Genomic DNA, 12,540 nt, shown 5'->3' with positions numbered 1-12,540 from the left:
CAGGCGCCATGACGATCGAGCTCACGCCCGAGGGCACCATCGACGTCCACGGCAACGTGATCTCACAGGCGACCGGCACGATCGGCAACCGGCTCGGCACCGAGGGCTTCGTGGTCGCCGACGACGAGCTCCCGCCGTTCGTCGCCGAGATCGTCGCGCTCGCCGAGTCGGCCGAGAGGGCGCGCACCGCCGGCAGCTGACGCGTGGGCGGCGCCCGGTCGCAGGCCTACCCCAGCGCCGGTGCGACGGGTGGGGGACAGGTGCCGCAGCTGAGCCGGAACGGCGGGTCGGCGGGTACCGGGGCCGTCGACCCGGTGCCCGAAGCGCTCGCGACCCCCGGGGTCTCGAGCACGGGGAACAGCGGGGCGCCGCACTGCGGGCAGGTGTCGGGGAGAGGGCTCATGTCCGGTCGCGTCCTCGGTGGGGTTCTCGGGGTCGGGGGCGGTCGGAGGGAGCACCCCGAGTAGACCAAGCCGCGCAGGGGCTCGCCCTCACCCCAGGGAGCGGGCCGGCTCCGGACGGGCGCCCGCCCACCGGGGGCGCCACCAGTTCCGCTCGCCCAGCAGCGTCATGGCCGCCGGCAGCAGCAGCCCCCGGACGACGGTGACGTCGAGCAGGATCGCGACGGTCATGCCGACGCCGACCTCCTTGACGGCGACCAGCTCGCCGGCGGCGAAGCCGATGAACACCACCGCGATCGCGAGCGCGGCCAGGGTCACCACCGGACCGGAGGCGGTGATGCCGTCGAGCACCGCCCGGTCGTTGGCGGCCCGGCTTCCCGGCTCCGGCGCGGTCACCCCCCGGCGCGCCGGGCGCGGGGAGTCCCACTCCTCCTTGATCCGCGCGACCAGGAAGACGTGGTAGTCCATCGAGAGCCCGAAGACGAACATCGCCAGCAGCAGCGGGGTGGTGAGGTCGAGGGTGCCGGTGGCGGTGCCGCCGAGCAGCGGCCCGCCCCACCCGTGCTGGAAGACGAGCGTGACCACGCCGAGCGTCGCCGCGAGCGAGGCGAGGTTGAGCACCAGGGTCTTGATCGCGATCACCGGCGACGCCGTCAGCCGCAGCAGCAGGAGCACCGCGACCAGCGCGACGGCGCCGACGGCCCACGGCAGCCGGTCACCCAGGGCCGTTCGGGCGTCGACCAGCTCGGCGGCCGGCCCGCCGACCTGCACGTCGACCGGCTCGTCGAAGGCGGGCCCGAGCGCGCGGACGTCGGCGACGGCCCGTTGCGCCGCCGGGCCGCTCGTCGTCCCCTCGGGGGTGACCGAGAGCCGGCTCCAGCCGTCGGGCAGCCCGTCGCGCACGACGACGTCCTCGACGTCGTCGAGGGCCGTGACCTCCTCGACGAACGTGGCGAACCGCTCGTCGTCGGCGGGGGCGTCGAGGAGCACCTCGAGCGGTGCCGTCGCGACGTCGGGGTAGTCGGCCTCGACCACCTCGACGACCTCGCGCGCCTCGGAGCCGGGCGGGAGCGAGCGGGCGTCGGAGGCACCGAGCTGCAGCCCGAGCAGCGGCAGCGCGAGGACGACGAGCAGCCCGGCCGAGCCGAGGAGCACCGGCCACGGCCGCGACTGCGAGAGCCGGGTCGAGCGCGCCAGCAGCGACCGCTCGGGCGGGCGCGCCGGGCGACCGAGGGCACCGCGGTCGGCCGGGGGCACGCGGCGGTGGCCGACCGCGAGCAGGGCCGGCGCGAGGCTCAGGCCGGCCGCGGTGACGACGCCGACGGCGACCAGCCCGCCCACCGCCATGCCGGTGAGGAAGGGGTCGCCGAGCAGCAGCAGGGCCGCGAGCGACGAGCCCACGGTGAGCCCGGACACGAGCACCGTGCGCCCGGCCGTGGCGACGGTCCTCCCGAGCACGTCGGCCAGGTCGGCCTTGCGGCCGGCCGCCGCGCGCTCCTCGCGGAACCGGGCCACCACGAGCAGGCAGTAGTCGACGCACAGGCCGAGGCCGAGCACGGTGACCACGTTGACCGCGAAGTCGCTCACGCCGGTGAACCCGGCCAGCCCGGTCAGCGCCAGCAGCGAGACCGCGACCGAGGCCAGCGACGCCACGACCGGCAGGGCGCCGACCGCGAGCCCGCCGAGGGCCACGGCCAGCAGCACGAGCAGGACGACGAGCGCCACGCCCTCGCCGCGGGCGGCGTCCTGCACGGCCTGGTCGGTGAAGGTCTGCTCGGCCAGCAGCACGCCGCCGACGGCGACGTCGGGGAACGGCGTGGTGCGCAGCAGGTCGGCGACCTGGTCGGCGACGGCGATCGCGGCATCGTCGTCGAGTGCCGGGTCGAGCTCGACCTCGACGACGGCACTGCTGCGGTCGTCGGCCACGAGCTCGTAGGCGCTGGTCGTCCACGGGTCGCGCACGTCGGCGACCCCGGACAGGTCGCGAACCCGGAAGACGACCGCGCTCGCCTGCTCGAAGACCACGGGGTCGACGGGGTCGAGGCCGGAGAGCAGCGCGGTCACCTGCTCGCCCTCGGAGTCCAACGCGTCGAGGCGCTGCTCGACCAGCGTCGACTCGGTCCCGGGCCGCGGGCCGACGTCCTCGGCCCGGTCGAACACCGAGCCGCCGAGCACGGCCCCGGCGACGACGAGCACGCCCCAGACGGCCAGCACGACCACCCGACGTCGGTAGACCAGGCCTCCCCACCTCTCCAGCACCCGTGGACTCTACGGCCGTGAGCGGGGCCGGGGGTGCCGTTGCGCCCCGTGTGGGGGCCGGGGGCACAGTAGGAGCCATGGAGACCACCCAGATCCGGCTGGCGGCGTACCCCGTCGGCGTGCCCGCCGACTCCGACTTCGAGACCGTCACCACCACGCTGCCCGAGCCGGCCGACGGCCAGGTCCTGCTGCGCACCATCCACGCCTCGCTCGACCCCTACATGCGCGGTCGGATGAGCACGGCGAAGTCGTACGCCGAGCCGCTGGCCATCGGCGACGTCGTCCTCGGCGGCACGGTCTGCGAGGTCGTCGAGTCGCGCTCCGAGCGACGCTCGGTGGGCGACGTCGTCCTGGCCTTCACCGGGTGGCAGACGCACGCGGTCGTCGACGCCCGGCAGACCAAGCTCGTCGACACCTCGTCCGCCCCCACCTCGACGGCGCTCGGCGTGCTCGGCATGCCGGGGTTCACCGCCTACGCCGGGCTGCTCGAGATCGGCCGTCCGGAGCCCGGCGAGACGGTGGTCGTCGCCGCCGCCGCCGGACCGGTCGGCTCGGCCGTCGGGCAGGTCGCGCGCCTGAAGGGCGCCCGCGCCGTCGGCGTCGCGGGCGGCGCGGAGAAGTGCCGCCTGCTGGTCGAGGAGTTCGGCTTCGACGCCGCGGTCGACCACCGCTCCGAGACCTTCGTCGACGACCTCGCGGCCGCCACGCCCGACGGCATCGACGTCTACTTCGAGAACGTCGGCGGCCACGTGACCGAGGCGGTCACGCGGCGCCTCAACCGCTACGCCCGCGTCCCCGTCTGCGGGCTGATCGCCGACTACAACGCGACGTCGACCCCCGAGGGCCCCGACCGGCTGCCCGGGTTCATGCGCCGGGTGCTCACGCTGAGCCTCACGGTGCGCGGGTTCATCCAGGACGAGTTCACCGCCTCGCACGGCGAGGCCTTCGCCCGCGACATGGGGGCCTGGGTGGCCGACGGCTCGGTGCGCTACCTCGAGGACGTCACCGACGGCCTCGAGAACGCCGTCGAGGCGTTCCGCGGCCTGCTCGACGGGCGCAACGTGGGCAAGGCGCTCGTGCGCGTCGGCCCCGACCCGTCCTGACGTGCCCTACTTCCACCGCACGGGCGGGCACACGTTCGCCCCCACCGAGCACACCACCGGCGCCTGGAACGAGGCCGAGCAGCACGTCGCGCCCTCGCTGGGCCTGATGACGCACCTGGTCGAGTCCGACCTGCGCCGGCGGCGCGGCGACGACCTCACGCTGTCGCGGCTCTCGTTCGACATCCTCGGCGTCGTCCCGGTCGAGGAGGTCGCGGTCGAGGTGCGCCTGCGGCGTCCGGGTCGCACGATCGAGCTGGTCGAGGCCGAGCTCACGCACGCCGGCCGGCCGGTCGTCGTCCTGCGGGCCTGGGCGGCGGCCGCGCTCGACACCACCGACCTCGCCGCCACCGACCTGACCCCGATCGATCCACCGGACACCATGTCCCGGTGGCCCGGCACCGAGCTCTGGCCGGGCGGGTTCATCGCCTCCGCCGAGATCCGCCGCGGCGAGGTGCGGCCCGGACGCGGGGCCTACTGGGTGCGCACCGACCAGCCGCTGCTCGACGGCGAGGACGTCGGCCCGCTGGCCCGCGCCGCCGGCCTGCTCGACATCGCCAACGGGATGGTCGTGCGCGCCGACCCGACCGATGTGGCGTTCCCCAACCTCGACCTCACCGCGCACCTCGTGCGCACGCCCCGCCCGGGGTGGCTCGGCTTCGACACCACCGTCACCTTCGGGCCGGCCGGCCTCGGGCTGACCAGCAGCACGATCCACGACGAGGCGGGCCCGCTCGGCACCGTCGCGCAGACCCTGACCGTCCGGCCGTCTCGTCACCGGTCGGGGTGACGCTCGCGGTTCCGGCCGTGCCCGGCGGCGATCGGTGCCATACTCCGAGGCCCGCGGCCCCCTGGTCGTGGACCCCTACCTCTGGAGCCCCTCGATGCGCTCGCCGTGGGTGACCGGTCTGGCCGTCGCGCTCGTGGTCCCCGTCCTGGCCGTCCCGCCCCTGGCGCCGTCCTCCGCCGCACCGTCCTCACCGACGTCGGCACCACCGTCGGCACCGTCGTCGGGACGCGCCGGTCTCGACACCGGGGTCACCCGCGGTGCCCCGTCGACGCTCGGCCGCCTCAACCCGGTGCCCCCGGTCGTGGTGCGGGCGGCGAACGGCGCGGTGCTGCCGGGCGCGCTCGCCGCCGGTCGGGTGAGCCGGGTGCGGGTCGTCGACGGGCACGGCGTCCCGGCCGTCGGTGTGTCGGCCGTCGCGCTGCAGCTGACCGTCCGCGGCGGTCCGCGCCCCGGCCGGGTGCGCGTGGGCGCGCCGACGATGCTGAGGCGCACGCCGGCGACCGTCGCCTTCGGTGCCGGCGACACCGTGGCCAACCAGGTCGTCGTCCCCCTCGACGCCTCCGGCCAGGTCGACGTGCTGTCGAGCGCGCCGGCCGCCGTCGGCCTCACCGTCGTCGGGTGGCTCGACTCCGCCACCGCCGACCCCGACCTGCAGGTGCTCGCCGCACCGCGGCGGGTGCTCGACACCCCGCGACGACGCCCGGTGACCCACCGTCGCGACACCGTGCTCGACCTGCGGGCGCGCGCCCGCGCGCCCCGCGCCACGACCGCCGCCGTCGTCCAGGTCTCGCTCACGCGGGCGACCCGCGACGGGTTCCTCACGATGTCGTCCACGGGCCCGCGGCGCGACCGGACGCCGGCCGTGACCTTCACCCGCGGTCGCGACGTCGTCCAGCAGGTCGTCGTGCCGCTCGACGCCCGCGGCCGGGTCGCCGTCCGGACGTCGGCCGGGAAGGCCGACGTCGACGTCGACGTCGTCGCGCTGGTGCGCTCGGGCCGCTCGCCCTCGGCCGGCGGGCTCCACGTGCTGCCACGCCGCGGCCGCGTCGTCGACTCGCGGAGCCGAGCGCTGACCCCCTTCCAGGCCGTCCCGGTCCGACTCTCCGGCCGGGCCGGGGTGCCGGCCGCCGCCACCGCGGTCACGGCGGTCGTCACCACGGTCGGGGGGCGTCGGCGTCGGGGCGACGTCGCCCTCGCCCCGCACGTGTCGGTGCGCGACGCCACGCCGGTCGTGGTCCCGTCGCGACCGCGCGTCAACCGCTCGACCGTCGTCACCCTGCCGCTCGGGCCTCGCGGCGCCTGGACGATCAAGCGTCCGGGCTCGGCGCACGTCGTGGTCGACGTCGTCGCCTACTCGGTGCCGCCGGCCGCCGTCGTGCGCCCGCCCGCGCGCCTCGTGCCGACGGCGCCGGCCGTGCCCGACGAGCCACGCCGACTCGCGTCCTCGATCCTGGTCGGCTCGACGCGCTACGCCATGGGCACCTGGTGGACGACGGTGCTCCCGGGGCTGCTGACGCGTCGGCTCGTGCAGTTCTCCCGACCCGGTCCGATCGAGCGCGCCGACCGCCGTGTCTGGGAGCGCTCGGTGAAGAAGGACCCCCTCGCCGACCCCGCCCGCCGGATCGCGATGGTCGCGTTCGGGGTGGCGGCGACCCTCGCCAGCGGGCGGTGGGACGACGCCCGCATCGGCGTCCCGGCTGCGCTCGGGCTCCAGCGGCTGCAGCTCCTCGTCGCGCGGCTGGCTGCCGAGCACCGTTCCCAGCGGGTCGACGGGTGGGGTGGCGGCTGGCAGGGCTCGCTCGTCGCGGCGAACCTCGGGCGCGCCGCCTGGCTCGTGTGGGGCCTGCTGCCGCCGGCGACCCAGCAGGCGGTCGCCCGCGCGGTCGTCGCCGAGGCCGACGACATCGCGGGCCGCGGCCCGCTCTACCTGCGCGACCGGGCCGGCCGGCTCCTGGGTGCCTCGGGCGACTCCAAGGCCGAGGAGAGCAGCTGGCAGGCCATGGTGCTCCAGCTCGCCACCGCGATGCTGCCGGGCCACGACCACCGGCCGCAGTGGGTGCACGCCACCACCCGGAGCGCCCTCGGCGCCTGGGCCCGACCGGCCGACGTCGTCCGCGCCGACGTCGTCAACGGCCTGCCGCTGCGCTCGTGGCTCGGTGGGTCCAACGTCGAGGCCGACGGCACGGTGCGCAACCACAGCCGGGTCGCACCCGACTACATGGCCGCCGTCGCCCAGACCCTCGACCAGGCCTGGGTGCAGACGCTGGCCGGACGGCCGGTGCCCGAGGCGGCCCGCGCCCTGGTCGGCCCGACGTATGCCGCCTACACCACGGTCGACTACCCCGCCGACCGCTACCTCGCCCCCGGCGGCACGATCTACCGGCCCGACAGCGCCGAGATCTACTACCCCGAGGGCATCGACTGGGGCCCCGGTCTGCAGATGCACTACGTGCTCGTCGACGTCCAGGCCGCGACCTACGGCGTGGGTGACCCGACGACGGCCCGGACCTACGCGTTGCTGCACCTGCGCGCGGCCGCGGCCATGCAGCAGCGCTACCCCGACGGCCGCACCTACGCGCCGCACCCCGAGGAGTTCAACTACGTCGGTCGGGAGGAGCTGGTGAGCCAGCTCGCCGGCCAGACCGTGCTGACCCAGCACGTCGCCGACACCGCCGGCCAGCGCTGGACGAACGCGCACTGGGCGACGCAGTAGGCCGCTACCGCTCCGCGAGCTCCAGCACGCGACGCGCCTCGTGCAGCACGGCCGCGTCGACGAGGCGGCCGGCGTCGTCGAGCACGACGCCCGAGCCGGCCGCCTCTGCGGCGGCGAGCAGGGCGAGGGTCGCCTCTGCCTCGGCCACCCGCTCGGCGGAGGGCACCAGCAGCTCGTGGACGACGGCGACCTGGGCCGGGTGGATGCAGACGCGACCGTGGAAGCCCTGGCGCAGCAGGCGCTTCGTCGACGCCGCGAACACCTCGAGGTCGCGGACCTCGCGCGAGACCGGGCCGGGCGGGGGAGCGACGCCGGCCGCGGCCGAGCCGGCGACGACGAGCGCGCGGTAGGGCGCGAGCTCGCCCTCGTCGGCCGAGACGTCGAGGCGGATCTCGCCAGCGAGGTCGACCTCGCCCACCTGGAGGCAGCGGACCCGCGGGCCGGCGGCGAGGAGCCGGGCGTCGAGCACGGCACCGGGGGTCTCGACCATGGGCATCAGCAGCTGGTCGGGGGCCGCGGTCGCGGCGACGGCGTCGACCTCGGTGGCGTCCTCGGTCTTGGCAAGCACGATCCCGGTCAAGAACGGGGAGCCCGCGAGCGCGCGCACCTCGTCGAGGCGGCGCGCGCCGGGGTTGACCCGTACCCACACCTCGGGCCCGCCGGCCCCGACCGGGCCGGTGGCGAGCCAGGCGAGTACCGCTGCCAGCGCAGCGTCCTTCTCGGCCACCGGGACGGCGTCCTCGAGGTCGACGATGAGCGCGTCGGCGCCGCGGCCGGCGGCCTTGGCGAGCTTGTCGGGCGCGTTGCCCGGGACGTAGAGGTAGCTGCGCGGCAGGACCATCAGCCGACCACGGTCTCGCCGCGCTGCAGCGACTTCGCGACGACGGTGCGGAGGACGTCGTTGGTGCCCTCGCCGATGCTCATCAAGATCGCGTCGCGGTAGAGGCGCTCGACCTCGAACTCGGTGGAGTAGCCGTAGCCACCGTGCACCTTCATCGACTCGATGGCGGCCTCGAGGGCGACCTCGGAGCAGAAGATCTTGGCCATGCCGGTGGCGCCGTCGGCCCGGCCGGTGCGGACGGCGTCGGCCGACCAGTAGGCCATCAGCCGTGCGGCCTGCAGGTTGGTGGCGATGCTCGCCAGCTGCAGCTGCACGGCCTGGAACTGCCCGATCGTCTGGCCGAACGCCTTGCGCTGGCCGGCGTAGGCCAGCGCCTCCTCGTGGGCGCGCTGGGCGATGCCGACCGAGCGGGCGGCGATGTTGACCCGGCCCCACTCGAGCGCCGACAGGCACTGCTTCATGCCGGTGCCTTCGACGCCGCCGAGCAGCGCCTCCTTCGGCACCCGCACGTCGTCGAGCACGATCTCGCACGACTCGGTGCCCTTGTAGCCGAGCTTGGGGATGTCCTTGGTGACCTCGAAGCCGGGCAGCGAGGTGTCGACGAGGAGCACGCTCATGCCGCGGTGCGCCGGGTCGGCGGTCGGGTCGGTCTTGACCAGCACCGGCAGCGGATCGGCGTAGCGGGCGTTGGTGATCCACATCTTCGCCCCGTTGACGACGTAGTGGTCGCCGTCGAGCCGGGCCGTGGTGCGGATGCCCTGCAGGTCGGTGCCGGCGTCGGGCTCGGTGAGGCCGATGCCCGTGCGCCGGACGCCGGTCGCGAGCTCGGGCAGGTAGGCCTGCTTCTGCTCCTCGGTGCCGTGCATGGCGATGAGGCGGCACGCGAGCGAGTGGCTGCCGAGGATGCCGGCGATGCCCATCCAGCCGCGGGCGAGCTCCTCGAAGACGAGCGCGAACGACACGGGGTCGAGGTCGAGCCCGCCGTACTGCTCGGGGACGGTGATGCCGAACAGACCCATGTCGGCCATGCCCTGCACGATCTCGGACGGGTAGCGGCCGGTCTGCTCCCACTCGCGGGCGACCGGGACGATCTCCTTGTCGACGAACGAGCGGAGCAGGGCGCGGAACTCGCGCTGGTCCTCGGTGAGCGTGAAGTCCATGTCAGTCCTTTCGTGCGGCGCACTGCGCCGCGAGGTCGAGCAGGTGGTCGAGGGAGGGGGCCGAGCCCAGGCCGAGCACGGCGTCGGCGAGCTCGCCGACGCGTGGGTGGCCGCCGGCGTTGCCGGAGAGCTTCGTGACGAGCTGGTCGTCGGTGAGCGGGGACGCCGTCGTCCCGCGGCTCGCGCGGACGCGACCGGTGCGGGTGGTGCCGTCGCGCAGCGTCAGCACCACCTCTCCGGCGGCGTCGGACGCCGGCACCGCGGCGGGCCGCTCGACCACGGCGACGCGGGGCACCAACGAGGCCACGTCGGGGCGGCCGATCGAGGCATCGGTGTAGGTGTCGACGGTGACGTCGCCGTCGACCAGCAGGGCCGCCATCGACCACGGGAGGTCGAACTTGGCGTCGTAGGTCGAGCGGGGCAGGCCGCCGTCGCGCGGCTCGCACACGATGGCGAGCGAGTCGGGGTGGACGTGCACCTCGAGCCGCTCGACGTCGTCGACCCCCACCGGGCCCTGCCCGATCGCTGCGTGGAGGGCGTCGAGCGAGACGTGCATGAGCTGGCAGCTCGGGTACGGCTTGATGCCGATGCGGGTGGCCTCCCAGCGGGAGCCGAGCTCGTCGGTCACGACCCCGGTCGACGGCGTCGCGTCGGTCATCGTGGCCCACAACCCGCGTCGCCCCTCGAGCACCGAGTCGGGCCCGCGGGCGCCGGCGGCGGCCAGCCGAGCAGCCAGGATCCCCTGCAGGCTGGCCGATCCCGGGTGCAACGCCTTGGTGTCGGCGCCGGTGTCGAGGAACTCCAGCAGCCCGCCGGACGACGACCCGGCCACCCCGACCGCGTCGAGCAGCCTCGCGGCTGGCAGCCCGAGGATCACCCCGGTGGTCACGGCGGCGGCGAGCGGCCCGACGGCGCCGGTGGCGTGCAGGCCGCGCTGGTGGAAGCCGTGGGGGACGGCGGCCCCCACACGGCAGGCGGTCTCGAGCCCGGCCGCCGCGGCCGTGACGACCGCGGCGCCGGAGGCGCCGACCTGTTGGCCGACGGCGAACGCCGCCGGCAGCACGACGGCGGTCGCGTGCACGAGGGCCTGGCTGTGGGTGTCGTCGAAGTCGAGGGCGTGCACGAGCGCGCCGGTCGCCAGCGCCGCGGCCGGCGCCGAGATCGCGGCGGACCCGGTGAGCACCCGAGCCTCGGGCGGCCCGCCCAACCCCTCGGCGACCGTCAGCGCCGGCCCGGCGAAGCCCAGGCGGCGGGCGCCGACCGCCGTCCCGACGGAGTCGAGCAGGTGACGGCACACGGCGTGCCGGACGTCGTCGGACAGATCGTCGTATCGAAGCCCGCCCGCCCAGGTGGCCAGCGCGCCGGCGGCGGTCACCGGCCGAACGCCCCGGCCTCGGTGAGTGCGGCGACCCGGTCGTCGTCGTAGCCGAGCTCGGCCAGCACGTCGCCGAGGTGCTCGCCCCGATGCGGTGCCCGGGTGTACGTCGGCGCGTCGGCGCCGAACCGGACGGGGGAGGCCACCTGGCGCACCGTGCCGTAGCGCGGGTGCTCGGTGTCGACGAGGAGTCCGCGGGCGATCGTGTGCGGCTCGGCGAGGGCCTGCTCGACGTCGTTGATCGGCCCGGACGGCACGCCGGCCGGGCGGAGGAGGGCGAGCCAGTGGTCGACGGTGTGCTCGGCGAGCCGCTTCTCCAGGATCGGGAGCAGCTCGTCGCGGTGGCGGTCGCGGGCGGTGAAGTCGACGAACCGGGGGTCGGTGTGCAGCTCGGGCAGCTCGAGCACGTCGACGAGCCGGGTCCAGAACTTCTCCTTGGCGCAGCCCACGATCAGCCAGCCGTCGGCGGCCTCGAACGCCTGGAACGGCACGAGCGAGGGGTGGGCGCTGTTGCGGGTGCGCGACGGCTCGAAGCCGGCGTTGAGCTGCCAGGTCGCCGGGTAGGTCAGCAGTGACATCGCCGTGTCGTAGAGGGAGACGTCGCAGTCTCCGCCGACGCCGTCGCGGCGTGCGGCGTGCAGCCCGGAGAGCAGGCTGATCGCGGCGACGAAACCGCCGGAGAAGTCGACGAGCGACAGCCCGGACTTCGTCGGGGGACCGTCCGGGTCGCCGGTCAGGCTCATCCACCCCGCCAGGCCCTGCAGGATGTAGTCGTAGCCGGGTTCGGAAGCGCGCGGCCCGCTCATGCCGAAGCCGGTCAGGCTGCAGCACACGATGGCCGGGTTGAGGTGCTTCAGGTCGTCGTAGGTGATGCGCATCTTGGCGGGCACGTCGCCGCGCAGGTTGCTGTAGACGGCGTCGGCTCCGCGCACGAGGTCCTCGAAGACCTCGCGGCCCTCCGGTGTGGAGAGGTCGAGCGAGATGCTGCGCTTGTTGCGGTTGAAGGTCTCGAAGAACAGCGAATCCTCGCCGTTGTTGTACGGCGGCACGTAGCGCCCGACGTCGCCGCGGACGTTGGGGTCCTCGACCTTGATCACGTCGGCGCCGAGGTCGGCGAGGTGCACGCTGCCGAACGGCCCCGCGCCGTACTGCTCGAGCGAGATGATCCGGACGTCTTGAAGGGGCTTCACGCGCTCGCCGCCTCACCGGCGGTGCCGTCGGTCTCGGGGAGCGTCAGCGGGCCCGTCCTGGCGGTCGGGAAGTAGTCCTGGCCAATGCCGCTGCTGCGCTTGGCGACCATCACCGAGCGCTTCCACGTCACGATCTCCTCGCCGTCCTGGTTGAGCCCGCGGGTGATCATCGAGACGATCCCCAGCTGCGGGCGCGACGACGACTCGCGCAGCCCGGTGCACAGGCTCTCGGCGTACATCGTGTCGCCGACGTAGAGCGGGTGGCTCAGCTTGATGTCGGTGAACGCCAGGTTGGCGACCGCGTTCTGGCTCATGTCGATCACCGACAGGCCGAGCACGAGGGCCACGGTGAGCCCGGAGTTCACGATCACGCGGCCTCCGGTGATCGGGTTCTGGCCGGCGAGGTGGGTGTTGAAGTGGTTCTGGTTGGTGTTGAGCGTCAGGTTGGTGATCCAGACGTTGTCGGTCTCCGTCACCGTGCGCCCGAACGGGTGCTGGTAGACGTCGCCGACGGCGTACTCCTCGAAGAACCGGCCGATCGTGGCGGGGTGGACGGTCACGCAACCTCCTGGTGCTGGGTGGATGCGAGAAACCGTATACCTCTGCTTTTTATGGCGCAAGAGGTCGTCACAGGCGAGACAACCCGCCGAGTGAGGAAACTTTGTAGGAGATCAATCAGAGGTATTGCCAAGGCGGCGTGACCTGGCCCAC

Annotated in this window: 11 protein-coding genes; 4 read left to right on the top strand and 7 right to left on the bottom strand. The window is 74.6% G+C overall.

Annotated elements, in window-relative coordinates; all coding sequences use genetic code 11:
- Window positions 1-8: 8 nt before the first annotated feature.
- Window positions 9-200 (top strand): hypothetical protein, encoded by a 192-nt coding sequence (locus ABFT23_RS01790; RefSeq protein ID WP_347892140.1) that lies wholly within the window; start codon window positions 9-11, stop codon window positions 198-200.
- A gap of 26 nt (window positions 201-226) precedes the next feature.
- On the opposite strand, the gene ABFT23_RS01785 is transcribed toward ABFT23_RS01790, so the two are convergent.
- Window positions 227-403: a hypothetical protein gene (locus ABFT23_RS01785; RefSeq protein WP_347892138.1), complete on the bottom strand. Its 177-nt coding sequence runs from the start codon at window positions 401-403 to the stop codon at window positions 227-229.
- An 88-nt stretch (window positions 404-491) separates the two neighbouring features.
- Window positions 492-2,660, bottom strand: a complete 2,169-nt coding sequence (locus ABFT23_RS01780) for an MMPL family transporter (RefSeq protein WP_347892137.1) — start codon at window positions 2,658-2,660, stop codon at window positions 492-494.
- A 77-nt stretch (window positions 2,661-2,737) separates the two neighbouring features.
- Here ABFT23_RS01780 and ABFT23_RS01775 point away from each other — a divergent pair, with 77 nt between their 5' ends.
- Genes ABFT23_RS01775 through ABFT23_RS01765 form a run of 3 tightly spaced genes read left to right on the top strand, consistent with a single transcriptional unit; the run spans window position 2,738 to window position 7,263 of the window.
- Window positions 2,738-3,763, top strand: coding sequence for an NADP-dependent oxidoreductase (locus ABFT23_RS01775; protein WP_347892136.1), 1,026 nt, complete (start codon window positions 2,738-2,740; stop codon window positions 3,761-3,763).
- A 1-nt stretch (window position 3,764) separates the two neighbouring features.
- Complete coding sequence (locus tag ABFT23_RS01770; protein ID WP_347892134.1) at window positions 3,765-4,550, top strand: thioesterase family protein; 786 nt, start codon at window positions 3,765-3,767, stop codon at window positions 4,548-4,550.
- A gap of 34 nt (window positions 4,551-4,584) precedes the next feature.
- Complete coding sequence (locus ABFT23_RS01765; RefSeq protein WP_347892133.1) at window positions 4,585-7,263, top strand: hypothetical protein; 2,679 nt, start codon at window positions 4,585-4,587, stop codon at window positions 7,261-7,263.
- Window positions 7,264-7,267: 4 nt separating this feature from the next.
- Here ABFT23_RS01765 and ABFT23_RS01760 read toward each other — a convergent pair whose 3' ends face one another.
- The 5 genes from ABFT23_RS01760 to ABFT23_RS01740 are packed head-to-tail and all read right to left on the bottom strand — an operon-like array spanning window position 7,268 to window position 12,389.
- Window positions 7,268-8,104, bottom strand: a complete 837-nt coding sequence (locus ABFT23_RS01760) for an HpcH/HpaI aldolase/citrate lyase family protein (RefSeq protein ID WP_347892131.1) — start codon at window positions 8,102-8,104, stop codon at window positions 7,268-7,270.
- The gene (locus ABFT23_RS01755) at window positions 8,104-9,264 is read right to left on the bottom strand and encodes an acyl-CoA dehydrogenase family protein (protein ID WP_347892130.1); all 1,161 of its coding nucleotides are present in this window, start codon (window positions 9,262-9,264) and stop codon (window positions 8,104-8,106) included. The genes ABFT23_RS01760 and ABFT23_RS01755 overlap by 1 nt, the downstream gene beginning before the upstream one ends.
- A gap of 1 nt (window position 9,265) precedes the next feature.
- On the bottom strand, window positions 9,266-10,639 hold the full coding sequence (locus ABFT23_RS01750) for an MmgE/PrpD family protein (RefSeq protein ID WP_347892129.1): 1,374 nt from the start codon (window positions 10,637-10,639) through the stop codon (window positions 9,266-9,268).
- Complete coding sequence (locus tag ABFT23_RS01745) at window positions 10,636-11,829, bottom strand: CaiB/BaiF CoA transferase family protein (protein WP_347892127.1); 1,194 nt, start codon at window positions 11,827-11,829, stop codon at window positions 10,636-10,638. Before ABFT23_RS01745 ends, ABFT23_RS01750 begins: the two co-directional genes overlap by 4 nt.
- Window positions 11,826-12,389, bottom strand: coding sequence for a MaoC family dehydratase (locus ABFT23_RS01740; RefSeq protein WP_347892126.1), 564 nt, complete (start codon window positions 12,387-12,389; stop codon window positions 11,826-11,828). Before ABFT23_RS01740 ends, ABFT23_RS01745 begins: the two co-directional genes overlap by 4 nt.
- Between the last annotated feature and the right edge of the window lie 151 nt (window positions 12,390-12,540).

The organism is Nocardioides secundeburneus, assembly GCF_039939255.1.
Classification (GTDB): domain Bacteria; phylum Actinomycetota; class Actinomycetes; order Propionibacteriales; family Nocardioidaceae; genus Nocardioides.
Note: the sequence above shows the minus strand (reverse complement) of the source record. Positions and strands in the feature narration are given on the sequence as shown.

Bases quoted from the DNA above. Each gene is read 5' to 3' on its own strand.
- ABFT23_RS01755 (WP_347892130.1), bottom strand. From the start codon at position 9,264: ATGGACTTCACGCTCACCGAGGACCAGCGCGAGTTCCGCGCCCTGCTC.
- ABFT23_RS01790 (WP_347892140.1), top strand. From the start codon at position 9: ATGACGATCGAGCTCACGCCCGAGGGCACCATCGACGTCCACGGCAAC.
- ABFT23_RS01785 (WP_347892138.1), bottom strand. From the start codon at position 403: ATGAGCCCTCTCCCCGACACCTGCCCGCAGTGCGGCGCCCCGCTGTTC.
- ABFT23_RS01775 (WP_347892136.1), top strand. From the start codon at position 2,738: ATGGAGACCACCCAGATCCGGCTGGCGGCGTACCCCGTCGGCGTGCCC.
- ABFT23_RS01760 (WP_347892131.1), bottom strand. From the start codon at position 8,104: ATGGTCCTGCCGCGCAGCTACCTCTACGTCCCGGGCAACGCGCCCGAC.